Source organism: Kitasatospora sp. NPDC034023, from assembly GCF_055575795.1.
Genome location: NZ_JBVIRY010000007.1, coordinates 102,299 through 119,368 on the forward strand (window position 1 = coordinate 102,299; position 17,070 = coordinate 119,368).

Consider the following 17,070-nt stretch of genomic DNA (forward strand, 5'->3'; position numbering starts at 1 on the left):
GGCGCGTGCGGGGAAATGAGGCCGGTCGGGTGCGGTGGCATAGGGTCGGGCGGGTGGACCGCAAAGACTTCTCCAACCCGGCGTTCGTCGGCAAGAACATCCCGAATCCCGGCTTCGGCGACGACGACGGTACCGCCGATGCGGCGCTCGTCGAGGCCCTCGCCCGCTGGTCGCAGGACCGCGCGGCCGAGCCCGAGGTGCTGGCGGCGCTGACTCCCACCCGGCTGATGGTCCCGATCGTCGCGATCCTCGGCGAGGTCGAGGTGGACGAGCACGGGCACCGGCACGACAAGTCCAGCGACATGGCCGTCCCGGTGCTGGAGGCCCCGGACGGGCGCCGCGCGCTGCCGGCCTTCACCTCGCTCGAGACGCTCGCCCGCTGGCGGGCCGACGCCCGCCCGGCGCCGGTGGCCGCCCCGCAGGCCGCCATGGTGGCCTTCTCGGAGCGTGCCGACACGCTCCTGGTCGACCCGGCCGGTCCGGTGCCCTTCCAGCTGGCCGGCGCCCGGCTGCGGGCGCTCGCGGAGAACCGTCCGTTCCTGCCGCCGGCGCGGGACCCGGAGGTGCGCGAGGCGGTCCGGGCGCTGCTGGCGGCCGAGCCGCAGGTGGTCACCGGGCTGCTGGCGGCTTCCGAGGGCTCGGACGGGGTGCTCGCGGTGGTGTTCGACCCGGCGCTGGACCAGCCCGGGCTGCAGGCGGCCGCGCAGCGGGTCGGGCAGGCGGTGGCCGCCGACCCGGTGCTGCGGGTGCGGCTGGACCGGGGGCTGGACCTCGCGGTGCTGCCGGCGAGCGCCGAGCTGCCGGGGGAGCCGCTGTACCGGCGGTAAAGGCGATCGGCGGCAGAAACGATCAGGGGGCGCGCCTCGGGTGAGGCGCGCCCCCTGTCGCACGGACGACACTCAGGCGTAGACCGGCCCGGTGAACTTCTCGCCCGGGCCCGTGCCCGGCGCGTCCGGCACGATGGAGGCCTCGCGGAAGGCGAGCTGCAGCGAGCGCAGGCCGTCGCGCAGCGGGGCGGCGTGGAAGTTGCTGATCTCCGGGGCGCCGGCGGTGACCAGTCCGGCGAGCGCGGTGATCAGCTTGCGGGCCTCGTCCAGGTCCTTGTCCTTCTCGCCGCCCTCGGCGAGACCGCACTTGACGGCGGCCGCGCTCATCAGGTGCACGGCGACGGTGGTGATCACCTCGACGGCCGGGACCTCGGCGATGTCGCGGGTGAGGTCGTCGAAGCCGATCGCGTCGTCGTCCGTGCCGGGGGTCTGGGTGGGCTCGCTGCTCAAGGGGGGCTCGTTCCGTCGTGCCGTGTGGGTACATGTGGAGCGTACAAGGGCCCTTCGGGGCGCGGAGAAGGCAGTGCGCCGGGGCGGAATAGCGTTCGACCTCCCGGCGCTGTATGCTTCGAGACTGACCGGCCGGGATCCCGCATGGGCGCCTGGCCAGCAAGTGGAGGCTCCACTGAGGAGGCCCGAGAGGGCAACCGCGAAAGTCTCCCACCCGATCGGCTTCGCGGTCGACGGGTCCCGGTCCGCGACGGGCGCTTCGGCGCCGAGTCGCCGCAGCGCCCCTCACCGGGCGTCGCCCCCGGTTGTGTGGAGCCCCGCTTGTACCGAGCGGGGCTTTTTTCGTGTCGCGGGTGCAGTCGGTGCCGGAAGGTGCCGGGCAGCGCAGTACGAATGAAGCCCCGCCCAGTGGTCGAGTCCACTACGTGCGACCGCCGTCCGACGGCCGCATCGCAGAAGGTGCAACCTAGGAGGCCCCATCAGCACCGAGCCCCGCATCAACGACCGGATTCGCGTCCCCGAGGTGCGACTCGTCGGTCCCAGCGGCGAGCAGGTCGGCATCGTGCCGCTTGCCAAGGCGCTGGAGCTTGCGCAGGAGTACGACCTCGACCTGGTCGAGGTCGCGGCGACCGCCCGGCCGCCGGTGTGCAAGCTCATGGACTACGGCAAGTTCAAGTACGAGTCGGCCATGAAGGCCCGTGAGGCGCGCAAGAACCAGGCGCACACGGTCATCAAGGAGATGAAGCTCCGGCCGAAGATCGACCCGCACGACTATGACACCAAGAAGGGTCATGTCGTCCGGTTCCTCAACCAGGGCGACAAGGTCAAGATCACGATCATGTTCCGTGGTCGTGAGCAGTCCCGCCCCGAGCTGGGCTTCCGCCTGCTGCAGCGGCTCGCCGACGACGTCCAGGAGCTGGGCTTCGTCGAGTCCTCGCCCAAGCAGGACGGCCGGAACATGATCATGGTTCTTGGCCCGCACAAGAAGAAGACCGAGGCGATGGCCGAGGCCCGCGCCCTCGCGGACGCCCGCAAGGCCGAGCGTCAGGGCCGTACCCCCGGCTCCGACGCCGCCCTCGCCGACGACGAGGTGGCCGAGGACCTGGCGACCGACGACGTCGTGACCGAGGACGTGGCGACCGAGGACGTGGCGACCGACGACGCCGCGACCGAGGCGCAGGACGCCCCGGCCGAGGCCGCGGCCCCCGAGGCCGACGCTCCGGTCGAGCAGCCGGCCGCCTCCCAGGGCGCCTGAGCCTTCACCGGCCAGGAGGCCCGGGAGACCGGCCCCCAAGGGTGACGGGCGTCCCGCCCGGTCACCACAGATCCATCCAGTTCACGCCCGTGTGGCAGCGCCGCGCGGGCGTGAATGGGACCGACGAGGAGATACGGCGAAATGCCGAAGCAGAAGACGCACAGTGGCGCCAGCAAGCGCTTCAAGATCAGTGGCTCTGGCAAGGTGCTGCGCGAGCGCGCCGGCCGCCGCCACCTCCTGGAGCACAAGCCCTCGACGCTGACCCGCAAGCTGGCCGGGACCGTCGAGCTGGCCCCCGCTGACGCCAAGAAGATCAAGAAGCTTCTCGGCAAGTGATCGCCTTCCCGCCCGGCGAGAGCCGTGTGCGGGGCAGCTGATCCTTCCCGACCCATTCGAATGACGGACCACGTGAAGTAGTCCGTGGTCCAACCCAAGGAGTAATCAAGTGGCACGCGTCAAGCGGGCAGTCAACGCCCACAAGAAGCGCCGGGTCATCCTGGAGCGCGCCAGCGGCTACCGTGGCCAGCGCTCGCGCCTGTACCGCAAGGCCAAGGAGCAGGTCACCCACTCGCTGGTCTACAACTTCAACGACCGCAAGAAGCGCAAGGGCGACTTCCGTCAGCTGTGGATCCAGCGCATCAACGCTGCGGCCCGTGCCAACGGCATCACCTACAACCGCTTCGTGCAGGGCCTGAAGGCCGCCAGCATCGAGATCGACCGCAAGATGCTGGCCGACCTGGCCGTCAACGACCCGGGTGCGTTCGCCTCCCTGGTCGAGGTCGCCCAGAAGGCGCTGCCGGCCGACGTGAACGCCCCGAAGGCCGCCGCCGACGCCGCCTGATCTTCCGAGATCGGTTGAGCTCTGACCGGACCCGCAGGCTCGCCTGCGGGTCCGGTTCTGCTTTACCCCCTCCGTCAGCGCCTCCAGAGAACGAGACCATGCCGAGCACCGAGACCCCCCTGCTGACCTCCCTGCGCTCGCCGCGCGTCGTCGCCGCCCGCCGGCTGGCCAAGCGCAACCAGCGGACCAAGGAGCGCCGCTTCCTGGCCGAGGGCCCGCAGGCCGTCCGGGAGGCCGTCGCCTTCGGCAGGCTGCCGGGCACGTCCGAGCACGCCGTGGTCGAGGTGTACGTGAGCCCGGAGGCCGCCGAGCGGCACGCCGGCATCGTCGAGGAGGCCCGGGCCGAGGGGCTGCCCGTGCTGACCGCCACCGACGAGGTGATCGCCGGGATCTGCGACACGGTGACCCCGCAGGGCATCGTGGCGCTCTGCCGCTTCATCGACACCCCGTTCGCCGAGGTGCTCGAGGCCCGTCCGAAGCTGGTCGCGATCCTCGCCCACGTGCGCGACCCCGGGAACGCCGGCACCGTCCTGCGCACCGCCGACGCGGCCGGCGCGGACGCCGTGGTGCTCACCGACGCCTCGGTGGACCTCTACAACCCGAAGGCCGTGCGGGCCTCCGTGGGCAGCCTCTTCCACCTGCCGGTGGCGGTCGGCGTGCCGGTCGAGGAAGCCGTCGGGAAGCTGCGCGAGGCCGGCATCCGGGTGCTCGCCGCAGACGGCGCGGGGGAGCGCGACCTGGACCAGGAGCTGGACGAGGGCACCCTGGGCGCGCCCGGCGCGTGGCTGTTCGGCAACGAGGCGTGGGGGCTTCCGGAGGAGACCCGCGCGCTCACCGACGAGGTCGTGCGCGTCCCAATCCACGGTCACGCCGAGAGCCTCAACCTGGCCACCGCCGCGGCAGTCTGCCTCTACGCCTCGGCCCGGGCGCAGCGTTCGCCCGGCGGCTGCCGTTCGAACACCTGACACACCCGGGGGCGCACCGGGATCACCCCGTTGCAAGCCCTACTGCGGGGGCCTGCGAGGCGCTAGGGTCTGCCTCGGTGGGGGGAACGGCACGGTGGGTAATCGGGGAGGCAACCCATGGTCGGCAGCGGGCCCGAGCTCGACCCGGACGACCTGCCGGACGGCCTGGTGGTCGCCGACGGGCTGGGCCGGGTGGTCTGCTTCAACCGGGCCGCGGCCCGGCTCACCGGCGTGCCCCCGGAGGCCGCGCTCGGCTGCGTGCTGGAGGACGCCCTCCCGCTGGAGGACCTGGACGGGCGCCGCTGGTGGCAGCTGACCAACCCGTACGGCGGCCTGGCCACCCGCACCCGCCAGCCGGAGCGCAACCTGCTGCTGCCCGGCGGCCGTGAGGTGCTGGTCTCCGCCCGGTACGTCCGTACGGTGCCGTGCGGGCCGCTGGAGCGCCTGGTGATCGCCCTGCGCGGCACCGAGGCCCGGCGCCGCACCGAGCGCAGCCACGCCGAGCTGATCGCCACCGTCGCGCACGAGCTGCGCTCCCCGCTGACCAGCGTCAAGGGCTTCACGGCGACGCTGCTGGCCAAGTGGGAGCGGTTCACCGACGGGCAGAAGCGGCTGATGCTGGAGACCGTGGACGCCGACGCCGACCGGGTCACCCGGCTGATCGCCGAGCTGCTGGACATCTCCCGGATCGACGCCGGCCGGCTGGAGCTGCGCAAGCAGGTGGTCGACCTGGCCGCGGCGGTGCGCCGGCACGTCGAGCGCAAGGTCGCCACCGGCATCGCCGAGGACCGCTTCGACATCCGGGTCAGCGAGCCGCTGACCGTCCTGTGGGCCGACCCGGACAAGGTCGACCAGGTGCTCGCCAACCTGCTGGAAAATGCGGTGCGGCACGGTGAGGGAACTGTCACGATCGAGGTGGCACCGGCCAAGGAGGTCGTCGAGGCACCCGTCTGGGAGCGCTCCGGCACCCCGCCCCGCATCGTGGAAGGCACAGCGGTCACCGTGAGCGACGAAGGCAGCGGCATCCCCGAGGAATCGATGCCGCGCGTCTTCACCCGCTTCTGGCGCGGCTCCAAGCGTGGCGGCACGGGCCTGGGCCTCTACATCGTCAAGGGCATCGTGGAAGCCCACGGCGGCTCGATCCGCGTCGACCGCGCGCCCGGCGGCGGCGCCCGGTTCCGATTTATCCTGCCCGCCGGCGTACCCGACTTCATGCTCTGAGCACTGCTCCGAGAGGGCACCGGGGTCCCGCCGGACGGGCTTCGCGGCAGCGGCGCTACGCGCTGCGACTACACTCGACCTTTGGCGTCGCGCAACGCCCCGCGCGGCTGAGCCGCGGACACCCACTCCCGTGAGCCTCCGGTGAACGGAGAACCGGCTGCCCGTGCCCCGGCCCCGCCGGGCGTGACGCGAAGGCGAGCCCACACACCTGAGCACGGACGAGCAGGAGCACGGGAAAGATAGAGATGTCGGCACCCAACAAGTCGTACGACCCGGTCGAGGTCGAGGCCCTCAAGCCCGAGGTGGTGGAGCAGGCGCGGGACGAGGCCGTCGCCGCGTTCGCCGCCGCCACCACCCTGGACGAGCTGAAGCAGGCCAAGGTCGCCCACACCGGCGACCGGTCCCCGCTGTCGCTCGCCAACCGCGAGATCGGCGCCCTGCCCCCGCACGCCAAGGCGGCCGCCGGCAAGCTGATCGGCCAGGCCCGCGGGGCCGTCAACCAGGCCCTCGCCGAGCGGCAGACCGAGCTGGAGGCGGAGCGTGACGCCCGCGTGCTGGTCGAGGAGTCGGTGGACGTCACGCTGCCGTTCGACCGCATCCCGCGCGGCGCCCGGCACCCGCTGACCACCATGGCCGAGCGCATCGAGGACACCTTCGTCGCGATGGGCTACCAGATCGCCGAGGGCCCCGAGGTCGAGGCCGAGTGGCTGAACTTCGACGCCCTCAACCTGGGCCCGGACCACCCGGCACGCTCGATGCAGGACACCTTCTTCGTCCAGGCCCCGGACGGCTCCGCCGACTCCGGCGTGGTGCTGCGCACCCAGACCTCCCCGGTCCAGGCCCGCACCATGCTCGACCGCGAGCCCCCCATCTACGTGGTCTGCCCGGGCCGGGTCTACCGGACCGACGAGCTGGACGCCACCCACACCCCGGTCTTCCGCCAGGTCGAGGGCCTCGCGGTGGACGAGGGCATCACCTTCGCCGACCTCAAGGGCACCATCGAGGTCATGGTCGAGAAGCTGATCGGCGACCACCTGGAGCTGCGCTGGCGGCCCTCGTACTTCCCGTTCACCGAGCCGTCGGCCGAGGTCGACCTGCAGTGCTTCGTGTGCCTGGGCGAGAGCGTCGGCAACCCGGACCGGCCGTGCCGCACCTGCTCCTCCGAGGGCTGGATCGAGCTCGGCGGCTGCGGCGTGGTCAACCCGCGGGTGCTCGTCGCCTGCGGTGTCGACCCCAACCGCTACAGCGGGTTCGCCTTCGGCCTGGGCCTGGAGCGGATTCTGATGAATCGTCACAACGTCGCCGACATGCGCGACATGGTCGAGGGTGACGTGCGCTTCACCCTCCCGTTCGGGATGGAGATCTGATGCGCGTCCCGCTTTCCTGGCTGCGCGAGTACGTCGACCTGCCGGCCGGCGCGACCGGCCGTGACGTCGCGGAGCGCCTGGTCCGGGCCGGCCTGGAGGTCGAGACCGTCGAGCAGATCGGCGCCGACCTCAAGGGTCCGCTGGTGGTCGGCGAGGTGCTCTCCATCGAGGAGCTGACCGGCTTCAAGAAGCCGATCCGGCACTGCTTCGTCAACGTCGGCGCCGCCAACGGCACCGGCGAGCCGCAGGAGATCGTCTGCGGCGCGACCAACTTCGCCGTCGGCGACAAGGTCGTGGTCGTGCTCCCGGGCGCCGTGCTGCCCGGCCCCTTCCCGATCGCGGCCCGCCAGACCTACGGCCACACCTCGGCCGGCATGATCTGCTCCGCCCGCGAGCTGGGCATGGGCGACGAGCACAACGGCATCATCGTGCTCCCGCCGGAGTACGAGCCCGGCACCGACGCCGTCGAGCTGCTCCAGCTCGTCGACGAGGTGCTCGACATCGCCGTCACCCCGGACCGCGGCTACTGCCTGTCCATGCGCGGCGTGGCCCGTGAGGCCGCCGCCGCGTACGGGCTGCCGCTGGCCGACCCGGCGCTGCTCGACGTGCCGCCGGCCAACTCCTTCGGCTACCTGGTCAAGGTCAACGACCCGGCCGGCTGCGACCGCTTCGTGGCCCGTACGGTCGTCGGAGTCGACCCCGACGCCAAGTCCCCGCTGTGGCTGCAGCGCCGCCTGCAGAAGTCGGGCATCCGCCCGATCTCGCTGACCGTCGACATCACCAACTACGTGATGCTCGAGGTCGGCCAGCCGCTGCACGCCTACGACAAGCAGCGCGTGGACGGCCCGATCACGGTCCGCCGGGCGGCGCAGGGCGAGACCCTCACCACCCTCGACGGCGTCGAGCGCAAGCTCTCCGCCGAGGACCTGCTGATCTGCGACAACAGCGGCCCGATCGGCCTGGCCGGTGTCATGGGCGGCGCCTCCACCGAGATCCTCGACCCGGCCGCAGGCCCGGGCACCACCGAGGTGATCATCGAGGCGGCGCACTTCGACCCGGTCGCCATCGCCCGCACCGCCAAGCGCCACAAGCTGCCCTCCGAGGCGTCCAAGCGCTTCGAGCGCGGCGTCGACCCGGAGGCCGCCCGCGCCGCCGCGCAGCGCGCCGTCGACCTGCTGGTCCTGATCGCCGGCGGCACCGCCGAGGCCGGGGTCACCGACATCGCCGCCCCGCACCCGGTGCGCACCATCACCATCGCCGCCGACCTGCCCGACCGGGTGGCCGGCACCGCGTACGGCCGCGAGACCGTCACCCGGCGCCTGCAGGAGATCGGCTGCTCGGTCGCCGGCGCCGACGTCCTGGAGGTCACCCCGCCGACCTGGCGCCCCGACCTCACCGACCCGTACGACCTCGCGGAGGAGGTCATCCGGCTGGAGGGCTACGACAACGTCCCCGCCCGGATGCCCAACGTGCCGCCGGGCAAGGGCCTGACCGAGACCCAGCGGATCAACCGCCGGATCGGCGTCGCGCTGGCCGGGGCCGGCTACGTCGAGGTCAACAACTACCCGTTCCTCGGCGAGACCGCCTGGGACGCGCTCGGCCTGGAGGCGGACGACCGCCGCCGCCGGACGGTCAAGCTGGTCAACCCGCTGAACGACGAGGAGCCGGCGCTGCGCACCACGCTGCTGCCGGGCCTGCTCGGCGCGCTGCGCCGCAACATCGGCCGGGGCAACACCGACCTCGCGATCTACGAGACCGGCACCGTCTTCCTGCCCAAGGACGAGCTGTCCGTGGCCCCGCGCCCGGCCGTCGACCACCGGCCCAGCGACGAGGAGCTGGCCGAGCTGGACGCCGCGCTGCCGGACCAGCCGCGCCGGATCGCCGTCGCCCTCGCGGGTGAGCGGCTGCCGTCGGGCTGGTGGGGCAAGGGCGAACAGGCCTCCTGGGCGGACGCCGTCGAGGCGGCCCGCACGGTGGCCCGGGCGGCCGGCATCGAGCTGACCGTCCGCCAGGGGCAGCTGGCGCCCTGGCACCCGGGTCGCTGCGCCGAGCTGCTCGTCACCGGCACCGACCGGGTGGTCGGCCACGCCGGCGAGCTGCACCCGCGGGTGGTCAAGGCGCTCGGGCTGCCGGCCCGTACCGCCGCGATGGAGATCGACGTCGACCTGCTCACCGCCGACGGCGCCGAGCGGGTCAACGGTCCGACCGTCTCCGGTTTCCCGGTGGCCACCCAGGACGTCGCGCTGATCGTCGACACGGCGGTTCCGGCCGCCGACGTCGAGGCCGCGCTGCGCACCGGCGCCGGCGAACTGCTGGAGGCCATCCGGCTGTTCGACGTGTTCACCGGCGAGCAGGTGGGCGAGGGCAAGAAGTCGCTGGCGTACGCGCTGCGCTTCCGCGCCGTCGACCGCACGCTGACCGCGGACGAGGCCACCGCCGCCCGTGAGGCGGCCGTCGCCGAGGCCGTCGCCCGTACGGGAGCGGTGCTGCGCGGCGCCTGATGCCGTAGCGCCCGAGCAGGGGCCCCGCCCCGGACCACGAGGTCCGGGGCGGGGCCCTTCGCGTTTCTCGGATTTGACCCTGCCTGGGGTTGACGGTTCCTCAGTGAATCATTTATCTCTTTACCTATGGAAGTAGATAAAGGAGACGACCAGCCGTCGCCCATCGAGTTCCGCCTGGACCCGGCCTCCGGTGTCCCGACCTACCTGCAGCTCGTGCAGCAGGTCGAACAGGCGCTGCGGATGGGCTGGTTGACCGAGGGGGATCGGCTGCCCCGGGTGCGCGAGGTGGTGGCCGGGCTGGCGATCAACCCGAACACCGTGCTCAAGGCGTACCGCGAGCTGGAACACCGCGGCCTCGCGGTCGGCCGCCGCGGCCAGGGCACCTTCATCAGGGGGCTGCCCGTCGGGGTGGTGCCGCTGCGCGAACGGGCCGCGCTGCGGCGGGGGCTGCTGGACTGGATGCGCTCGGCGCGGACCGCCGGGCTGGACGAGGAGGGGATGGCCGCCGTGTTCGAGGACGCGCTGCGCGACCTGCGCGAAGGCCGGGACGGGGTGGTGGCCTGATGGCCGCGGACACGGTGATCGACTGCGCCGGACTCGGCAAGCGCTACCGTCGCTCCTGGGCGCTGCGGGACTGCCGACTGGCCGTCCCCGCCGGGCACGTGGTGGCTCTGGTCGGCCCGAACGGCGCCGGCAAGACCACGCTGCTCAGCCTGGCCGCCGGACTGACCCTGCCCAGCGAGGGCGCGCTGACCGTCCTCGGCGACCAACTGCCCGGCTCACCCCGGGCGTTGGACCGGATCGGCTTCGTCGCCCAGAACGCCTCGCTCTACCCGGGCCTGCCCGTACGCGACCTGCTCGCGATGGGCCGCCACCTCAACCGCCGCTGGGACGAGGCCCGGGCCCGGACCCACCTGGAGGGCCTCGGCATCCCGCTGGACCGCAAGTACGGCCGCCTCTCCGGCGGTCAGCAAGCCCAGGTCTCGCTCGCCCTCGCGCTCGCCAAGCGCCCCGAACTCCTGCTGCTGGACGAGCCCTTGGCCTCGCTCGACCCGCTCGCCCGGCACGACTTCATGGCGGTGCTGCTGACCGCCGTGGCCGAGGACGGGCTGTCGGTGATGTTCTCCTCGCACGCCGTCCACGAGCTCCAGCAGAGCTGCGACTACCTGGTGGTGCTCGGCGGCGGCCGGGTCCAGGTGGCGGGGGAGGTGGACGACCTGCTGGGCGGCCACCGGATGCTCACCGGCCCTTCCGCCGAGGCGGACGGGGTCGCCGGGCGGCTGCCGGTGGTCCGCGACCGCCGGGCCGGCGCCCAGTCCCACCTGCTGGTCCGCACCGGCGGCGTGGACGCCCCGCTCTCCGACGGCTGGCGCCAACAGCGCGTCGGCCTGGAGGAGTTGGTGCTCGCCTACCTGCGCGAGCCGACCGCCTCCGCCCTCCCCGGCCCGCGCGGGGCCGTTTCACCGAACGAGAAGGTACTGCTGCCGTGAGCTCCCTGACCCTCGCGCCGCCCCGCTCCGCCGTCCTGCGCGCGGCCGGGCTGCGCCACCGGCCCGCGCTGCGGACCCTGCTGGGTGTCCTCGCCGGGCTGGCCGTCGTGCTGGCCGTCACCGGCTACTTCCTCCACGCGGGGCTCGACCGCTCCGGTGCGGGCGGCTGCGACATGGCGCTGCGGTCCTGCAACGAGCGCTGGAAGGAGTTCCTGCGTGAGTACGGCGCCGAGTTGACGGTCGGCGGGAACGTGGCCTACTTCCTGGGTGGCGCCCTCGGCGCGTTCGTGGGTGCTCCGCTGCTGGCCAGGGAGTTCGAGCACGGCACGGTGCGCTTCGCGTGGACCCAGGGGGCCGGTCGCACCCGCTGGACGGTCGGCGGGCTGGTCGTCGTCGGCGGTGTGCTGGCCGTCGCGACGGCCCTGGTGGCGGCGGTGCTGCACTGGTGGATCGCGCCGCTGACGGCGGAGGCGGGCCGGTTCGCGCCGCTGGCGTTCGCCAGCGCCCCGCTCGCGATGGTCGGCCGGGTGCTGCTGGTCTTCGCGTTGTCAGCGCTCGCGGGCGCGGTGCTGCGGCGGACGGTGGCGGCGGTGGGGATCGGGGTCGGCGCCTCGGTCGTGACCGTGCTGGTCGCCGAGTCCCTGCGGTTCGACTACCGCGCCCCGCTCCAGGATACCGTCCACACGCTCGCGCAGACCTCGCTCGACCACCGCTGGGAAGGCGGCCTCTGGGTCACCGACCCGGCGGGGAACCGCCTCGGCCTCGGCCGGCTCTACGACCTGGGCGGCGACTACTTCGGCGCCCAGAAGCTGCTGAGCGAGGGCGGCTACGCGCTGCACGAGACCTACCAGCCGGACGGCCGCTACTGGCTGTTCCAGTCCATCGAGTTCGGCTGGATGACCCTGCTCGCCGCGGTGCTCTGCGCGGTGGCGGTCTGGTGGGTGCGGCGCCGCGCGGTCTGACCTGCGGGTCCGTGGATCGCTTGAAGAGTTTCCGTCAAAACCCTTGCGGGAGCGCGGCCGGACGGCTTTCCTACTTCTCGTTAGGAAAGTTTCCTAACCCCACGAGGAATCGGAGCGTCCCATGCGCCCTCAGCCCCGTCGTGCCCTCCGCATAGCCCTCGCCGCCGCCCTGGTGGCCGCGCCCCTCACCGTCGCGGCCACCTCGGCGGCCCAGGCCGCCCCGGCCGCGAGCGCGACCGTCCAGCTCAAGGGGGTCGGGCTGGACGACCCGCACAAGAAGGACATCGCGATGCAACTGGTGTCCAGCGCGGAGAACTCGTCGCTGGACTGGAAGGCCCAGTACAAGTACATCGAGGACATCAAGGACGGGCGGGGCTACACCGCCGGCATCATCGGCTTCTGCTCCGGCACGGGCGACATGCTGGACCTGGTCCAGCACTACACCGACCTCAAGCCCGGCAACGTCCTGGCGAAGTACCTGCCCGCGCTGAAGAAGGTCAACGGCACCGACTCGCACGCCGGCCTCGGCTCCGCGTTCGAGCGCGACTGGGCCGCCGCCGCCAAGGACACCGTCTTCCAGCAGGCCCAGAACGACGAGCGCGACCGGGTGTACTTCAACCCCGCCGTCAAGCAGGCCAAGGCCGACGGCCTGCGCGGGCTCGGCCAGTTCGCCTACTACGACGCCATCGTCATGCACGGCCCGGGCAACAGCTCGGACAGCTTCGGCGGCATCCGCGCCGCCGCCATGAAGAAGGCCAAGACCCCCGCCCAGGGCGGCGACGAGGCCACCTACCTCAAGGCCTTCCTGGACGCCCGCAAGGTCGTCATGAAGAAGGAGGAGGCCCACTCCGACACCAGCCGGGTCGACACCGAGCAGCTGGTCTTCCTCAACGCCAAGAACTTCGACCTCAACCCGCCGCTGAAGTGGAAGGTCTACGGCGACAGCTACGCCATCAACAGCTGACGCGACGCCCAACAACCGACGCAGCGTCAAAAAGCGGGCCCGGCAGCCGGATCACGGCCGCCGGGCCCCGCTTCGCGGCACCCCGAGGAGTCAGGCGCTCGCGGTGTAGTCGTAGAAGCCGCGGCCGGACTTGCGGCCGAGCAGGCCCGCGTCGACCATCCGGGAGAGCAGCGGGGGAGCGGCGTACAGCGGCTCCTTGTACTCGTCGTACATCGACTCGGCGATCGAGACGATGGTGTCCAGGCCGATCAGGTCGCACAGCCGCAGCGGGCCCATCGGGTGGGCGCAGCCGGCCTCCATGCCCTTGTCGATGTCGGAGGCGGTGGCCACGCCCGACTCGAACATCCGCACCGCGGACAGCAGGTACGGCACCAGCAGCGCGTTGACCACGAAGCCGGCCCGGTCGCGGGCGCGGATCGGCTCCTTGCCGAGCACCTGGGAGGCGAAGGCCTCGACCCGCTCGGTGGTGGTCGCGGAGGTGGTCAGGGTCGGGATGACCTCGACCAGCTTCTGCACCGGCGCCGGGTTGAAGAAGTGCAGGCCGATGACCTGCTCCGGGCGGGAGGTGGCCGCGGCCAGCTTCACGATCGGGATCGACGAGGTGTTGGAGGCGAGGATCGCGTCGCGGCGCTCGATGACCTGGTCCAGGGTCTGGAAGATCTTGACCTTGATGTCCTCGCGCTCGGCGACGGCCTCGACCACCAGGTCGCGGTCGGCGAAGTCGGACAGGTCGACGGTGAAGGACAGCCGGGACATCGCCTCGTCCCGCAGCTCGGGGGTCAGCTTGCCGCGCTTGACCGCCGTGTCCAGGGAGTTGGTCAGCCGGGTGCGGCCGAACTCCAGTGCCTCACCGCTGGCCTCCGACACCAGGACATCCAGCCCGGCCCGGGCGAAGACCTCGGCGATGCCCGACCCCATCAGGCCACAGCCGACTACTCCGACGCGCGCGATGTCACTCACTCAGTTGCCCTTCGGTGGTGCTGGGGGTCGCCCAGCGACAGGTGGCCCAGCGAGCTGCTGGTCAGCGGGTCGGTGTACCGGAATGGGTGCACCGGTCACCGCCCCGACGACGTTACTACTCCGTACCGGCCAGTAGGTCACCCCCTCCCCGGAGGAGTGCCACCGCGGGCGATTCCCCCGAACGGGTGAGGCGGCGGTTCCGGCCCGTGCGCCCGGGGCCACCGCCGCCCGGCGGCCGACAGAATGCCGCAGGTGGGGGCCGGGGACGGACCAGCGCACAGGCCGGGGGCGGGAAGGGAGCACACACGGTGTCGACGGGATCGCTCGCAGGACAGGTCGCCCTGGTCACCGGCGCCGGCCGGGGCATCGGCCGGGAGATCGCCATCGGCCTGGCCGCCGAGGGAATGGCCGTCGGCCTGGTCGGCCGCACCCACGAGACGCTGGCCGACACCCTCAAGGAGTGCGTCAAACACGGCTCCCGCGGCGTCGCCGTCACCGCCGACGTCACCCGCCCCGGATCGGTGCGCGAGGCCGTCCGGCTCGTCGAACGCGACCTCGGCCCGATCGACCTGCTGGTCAACAACGCCGGCCAGGTCGACCGCGCCGAGGTGCCGATCTGGGAGACCGACGCCAACCAGTGGTGGCAGGTGATCGAAACCAACCTGCGCGGCCCCTACAACCTGCTGCGCTGCGTACTGCCCGGCATGGTCGCCCGACGGCACGGCCGGGTGGTCAACCTCAACTCCGGCTTCGCCCTGCGCCCGGACGGCAACTACACCGCGTACGCCACGTCCAAGGGCGCGCTGCTCCAGCTCTCCGACAACATGGCGGACTCGCTCGCCCGGCACGACGTCGTCGTCCTCGACATCAGTCCGGGCGCGGTCGCCACCGACATGACCGCCGGGATGCCGATGTTCCGGTCCACGACGAGCTGGGGCTCCATCCCGTACATGGTCGCCGTCACCGTGGACGCCGCCCGCGGCCGCTTCGACGCGCTGCACGGGCGGTTCATCCACGCCGGGCGGGACGACCTGGCGGAGCTGGTCGACCGGGCCGAGGCGATCCGCGCCTCGGACGCCCGCACGCTGCGGCTGCGCCCGTACAAGGACGACGACCCGATGGTCTGACCGGGCCCGCGGGGTGCGGGCCTCGCTGGGTGCGGTGCGATCCGGCGCGGTGCGATCCGGTGCGGTGGGGGGCTCAGGCGCAGAGCTGGCTGGCGGTGACCGGCTTGAGCCCGGCCTTGGCGAGGCCGTCCAGGATGGCCGGCAGCGCGTCCACCGTGCACTGGTGGCCCATGTGCAGCGCCACCACCGAGCCGCCGCGCACCGAGTTCAGCACCCGGCGCTGAAGTTCGGCGGCCGAGGGGTCGTTGTAGTCGCGCGGGTCGACGTCGAAGGACAGCACGTGCTCGTAGCCGACGGCCTTGGCCTGCTCGCGCACCATCGGGGTGGCGTACTGCGCGGCGGAGGGCCGGAACCAGCGGCCGATCGAGCCGGTGAGCTTCTGCAGCCGGTCGGCGCACTGGGCGATCTCGGCGCGCGCCTGGTCGGGCGTCATGGCGGAGATGTTGAGGTGGTTCTGGGTGTGGTTGCCCAGCTCGTGGCCGCCGTCCAGGATCCGCCGGGCCATCTGCGGCTGCTGGTCGAGCCAGCTGCCGACGACCATCACGGTCAGCTTGGCGCCGCGCTGCTCGGCGATCTCCAGCAGCGCGGTGGCGAGCTTCGGGTCCCCGCTGCCGTGGACGGTGAGCGCCACGTTCTTGCCGGTGCGCGGCCCGTACACGACCTCGACCGGGGTGCCGGGCGCGAGCGGCGGCAGCGGAGGCGGGGTCGGCGGGGCGGAGGCCTGGGCGGTGGCCGGGGTCGACTCGGTGGCGGGCTGGGGCTCCGCCGCGGCGGTCGGCGCGGGGGAGGCCGGGCCCTCGCTGCCGTTCCAGGCCGGGTCGGTGTTGTGCTGCGGGTCGACGGTGCCGGGGTGCGCGGCCAGCGCCCCGGGGTCGGCCCGGCGGGGTGCGCCGGTGCCGCAGGCGGTGACGAGGCCACCGGCGGCGGTGAGGGCGGCCAGCTGGGCGGCGGTGCGCAGTACGGTGCGGCGGTCGGCAGTCATCGGCAGCCAGCATAGAGAGGGCGGCACCGGCGGGCGATCCGGTATGACCGGGTCCGGACCGTCCTTGACGTGCACACACTCTGTCTACGGGTGTTGCGTAAACCTGAACTCCCGCTGTTTCCACGGTGTGTCGTTGGATACGATCACCGCGCACCGCCTGTTGACGGGCGGTCGCACAATTCCGGCATGGCGCATTGGGGGCGGAACAGGATGCACAAGGACACCGCGGCGACCGGCGGGGCGGCCGACACCGACTGGCACTGGGCCAGAGCGGACCACTGGCAGCCGCCGAGCGAGCTGGACACCGGCATCCCGCACACGGCCCGGATGTACGACTACTACCTGGGCGGCAAGGACAACTTCGAGGCCGACCGCAAGGCCGCCCAGGCCGCGATAGCCGCCTATCCGGCGCTGCCGCTGCTGGCCCGCACCAACCGGCAGTTCCTCGGCCGCGCCGTGGAGTTCGCGGCCGGCCGGGGCATCCGCCAGTTCGTCGACATAGGTACCGGCATCCCGGCCGTCGGCTCCACCAACGAGGTCGCCCAGCGGGTCGCCCCGGACGCCCGCGTGGTGTACGTGGACAACGACCCGATCGTCGCCACCCACGCCCGCGCCCTGCTGGCGAGCCACCCCGCCGGGCACACCTCGGTGATCGAGGCCGACCTGCGCGACCCGGCCGCGATCCTCGCCCACCCCGGGCTGGCCGCCTCCGTCGACCTCTCCCAGCCCGTCGCGCTGATGCTGGTCGCCGTCCTGCACTTCATCCGCGACGAGGACGGCGCGCAGCAGATCGTCCGCACCCTGCGCGACGCGCTCGCCCCCGGCAGCGCGCTGATCCTCTCGCACGGCAGCCCGGACTTCGCCTCCCGGGAGAGCGCCGCCGAGGGCACCCGGATCTACCGGAGCGCCAGCGCCCCGCTCGTCCTGCGCCCCCGGGCCGGGGTCGAACCCTTCTTCGGCGACTTCGAGTTCGTCGGCCCCGGGCTCGTGCAGCTCCCGCTCTGGCGCCCCACCGCCGGCCACGTCCCCACCATCGAACTGCCCGAGGGCTGGCAGGACGTGTCCGCGTACGCGGGCGTCGCGTTCAAGAAGTAGTCCGCGCTCGCGATCGGACGTGACCCAGCCCCGTCCCGGCGCCTCCCTCCTGCGCCGGGACCG

General features: G+C 72.7%; 17 protein-coding genes. 14 read left to right on the forward strand and 3 right to left on the reverse strand.

Translation table 11 applies throughout. The features are described from left to right. The first annotated feature begins 53 nt into the window (after positions 1 to 53). Positions 54 to 827 carry an SseB family protein gene (locus ACZ52R_RS13195; RefSeq protein WP_360498357.1) on the forward strand — a complete coding sequence of 258 codons (774 nt, stop codon included), beginning with the start codon at positions 54 to 56 and terminating at the stop codon, positions 825 to 827. 72 nt (positions 828 to 899) lie between these two features. Here ACZ52R_RS13195 and ACZ52R_RS13200 read toward each other — a convergent pair whose 3' ends face one another. Next, the gene (locus ACZ52R_RS13200) at positions 900 to 1,277 is read right to left on the reverse strand and encodes a DUF1844 domain-containing protein (protein ID WP_360498359.1); all 378 of its coding nucleotides are present in this window, start codon (positions 1,275 to 1,277) and stop codon (positions 900 to 902) included. Between the two features lie 478 nt (positions 1,278 to 1,755). Between ACZ52R_RS13200 and infC the strand changes: the two genes are divergently transcribed. The 11 genes from infC to ACZ52R_RS13255 all read left to right on the forward strand — a co-directional run bounded on the left by infC (position 1,756) and on the right by ACZ52R_RS13255 (position 12,843). Further along, a complete protein-coding gene (infC, locus tag ACZ52R_RS13205; RefSeq protein WP_360498535.1) occupies positions 1,756 to 2,532 on the forward strand; it encodes a translation initiation factor IF-3 in 777 nt (258 codons plus the stop codon). Between the two features lie 141 nt (positions 2,533 to 2,673). Continuing rightward, positions 2,674 to 2,868 carry a 50S ribosomal protein L35 gene (gene rpmI / locus ACZ52R_RS13210; protein WP_030055648.1) on the forward strand — a complete coding sequence of 65 codons (195 nt, stop codon included), beginning with the start codon at positions 2,674 to 2,676 and terminating at the stop codon, positions 2,866 to 2,868. A gap of 109 nt (positions 2,869 to 2,977) precedes the next feature. Next, the gene (gene rplT / locus ACZ52R_RS13215; protein WP_360498361.1) at positions 2,978 to 3,373 is read left to right on the forward strand and encodes a 50S ribosomal protein L20; all 396 of its coding nucleotides are present in this window, start codon (positions 2,978 to 2,980) and stop codon (positions 3,371 to 3,373) included. 98 nt (positions 3,374 to 3,471) lie between these two features. Beyond that, positions 3,472 to 4,338, forward strand: coding sequence for a TrmH family RNA methyltransferase (locus ACZ52R_RS13220; protein WP_360498363.1), 867 nt, complete (start codon positions 3,472 to 3,474; stop codon positions 4,336 to 4,338). Positions 4,339 to 4,455: 117 nt separating this feature from the next. Continuing rightward, on the forward strand, positions 4,456 to 5,559 hold the full coding sequence (locus tag ACZ52R_RS13225) for a sensor histidine kinase (protein WP_465616970.1): 1,104 nt from the start codon (positions 4,456 to 4,458) through the stop codon (positions 5,557 to 5,559). Positions 5,560 to 5,804: 245 nt separating this feature from the next. Continuing rightward, positions 5,805 to 6,926 (forward strand): phenylalanine--tRNA ligase subunit alpha, encoded by a 1,122-nt coding sequence (pheS, locus tag ACZ52R_RS13230; RefSeq protein ID WP_465753472.1) that lies wholly within the window; start codon positions 5,805 to 5,807, stop codon positions 6,924 to 6,926. Then, positions 6,926 to 9,427 (forward strand): phenylalanine--tRNA ligase subunit beta, encoded by a 2,502-nt coding sequence (gene pheT, locus ACZ52R_RS13235; protein ID WP_360498369.1) that lies wholly within the window; start codon positions 6,926 to 6,928, stop codon positions 9,425 to 9,427. The genes pheS and pheT overlap by 1 nt, the downstream gene beginning before the upstream one ends. Before the next feature lie 126 nt (positions 9,428 to 9,553). Continuing rightward, positions 9,554 to 9,991 carry a GntR family transcriptional regulator gene (locus ACZ52R_RS13240; RefSeq protein ID WP_465616974.1) on the forward strand — a complete coding sequence of 146 codons (438 nt, stop codon included), beginning with the start codon at positions 9,554 to 9,556 and terminating at the stop codon, positions 9,989 to 9,991. Next, on the forward strand, positions 9,991 to 10,917 hold the full coding sequence (locus ACZ52R_RS13245) for an ATP-binding cassette domain-containing protein (protein ID WP_465753473.1): 927 nt from the start codon (positions 9,991 to 9,993) through the stop codon (positions 10,915 to 10,917). The genes ACZ52R_RS13240 and ACZ52R_RS13245 overlap by 1 nt, the downstream gene beginning before the upstream one ends. Then, complete coding sequence (locus ACZ52R_RS13250) at positions 10,914 to 11,879, forward strand: hypothetical protein (protein ID WP_465616978.1); 966 nt, start codon at positions 10,914 to 10,916, stop codon at positions 11,877 to 11,879. The genes ACZ52R_RS13245 and ACZ52R_RS13250 overlap by 4 nt, the downstream gene beginning before the upstream one ends. A 121-nt stretch (positions 11,880 to 12,000) precedes the next feature. Next, positions 12,001 to 12,843 carry a chitosanase gene (locus tag ACZ52R_RS13255; protein ID WP_360498377.1) on the forward strand — a complete coding sequence of 281 codons (843 nt, stop codon included), beginning with the start codon at positions 12,001 to 12,003 and terminating at the stop codon, positions 12,841 to 12,843. Between the two features lie 90 nt (positions 12,844 to 12,933). Here the strand turns inward: ACZ52R_RS13255 and ACZ52R_RS13260 are convergent, their stop codons facing one another. Beyond that, positions 12,934 to 13,803, reverse strand: a complete 870-nt coding sequence (locus ACZ52R_RS13260) for a 3-hydroxybutyryl-CoA dehydrogenase (protein WP_360498379.1) — start codon at positions 13,801 to 13,803, stop codon at positions 12,934 to 12,936. 308 nt (positions 13,804 to 14,111) lie between these two features. On the opposite strand from ACZ52R_RS13260, the gene ACZ52R_RS13265 reads away from it, so the two are divergent. Then, positions 14,112 to 14,930 carry an SDR family NAD(P)-dependent oxidoreductase gene (locus tag ACZ52R_RS13265; protein WP_465616981.1) on the forward strand — a complete coding sequence of 273 codons (819 nt, stop codon included), beginning with the start codon at positions 14,112 to 14,114 and terminating at the stop codon, positions 14,928 to 14,930. A 73-nt stretch (positions 14,931 to 15,003) separates the two neighbouring features. On the opposite strand, the gene ACZ52R_RS13270 is transcribed toward ACZ52R_RS13265, so the two are convergent. Next, positions 15,004 to 15,912, reverse strand: a complete 909-nt coding sequence (locus ACZ52R_RS13270) for a polysaccharide deacetylase family protein (protein ID WP_465753474.1) — start codon at positions 15,910 to 15,912, stop codon at positions 15,004 to 15,006. 210 nt (positions 15,913 to 16,122) lie between these two features. Here ACZ52R_RS13270 and ACZ52R_RS13275 point away from each other — a divergent pair, with 210 nt between their 5' ends. Next, positions 16,123 to 17,007, forward strand: coding sequence for an SAM-dependent methyltransferase (locus ACZ52R_RS13275; protein WP_465753475.1), 885 nt, complete (start codon positions 16,123 to 16,125; stop codon positions 17,005 to 17,007). Positions 17,008 to 17,070: the final 63 nt, after the last annotated feature.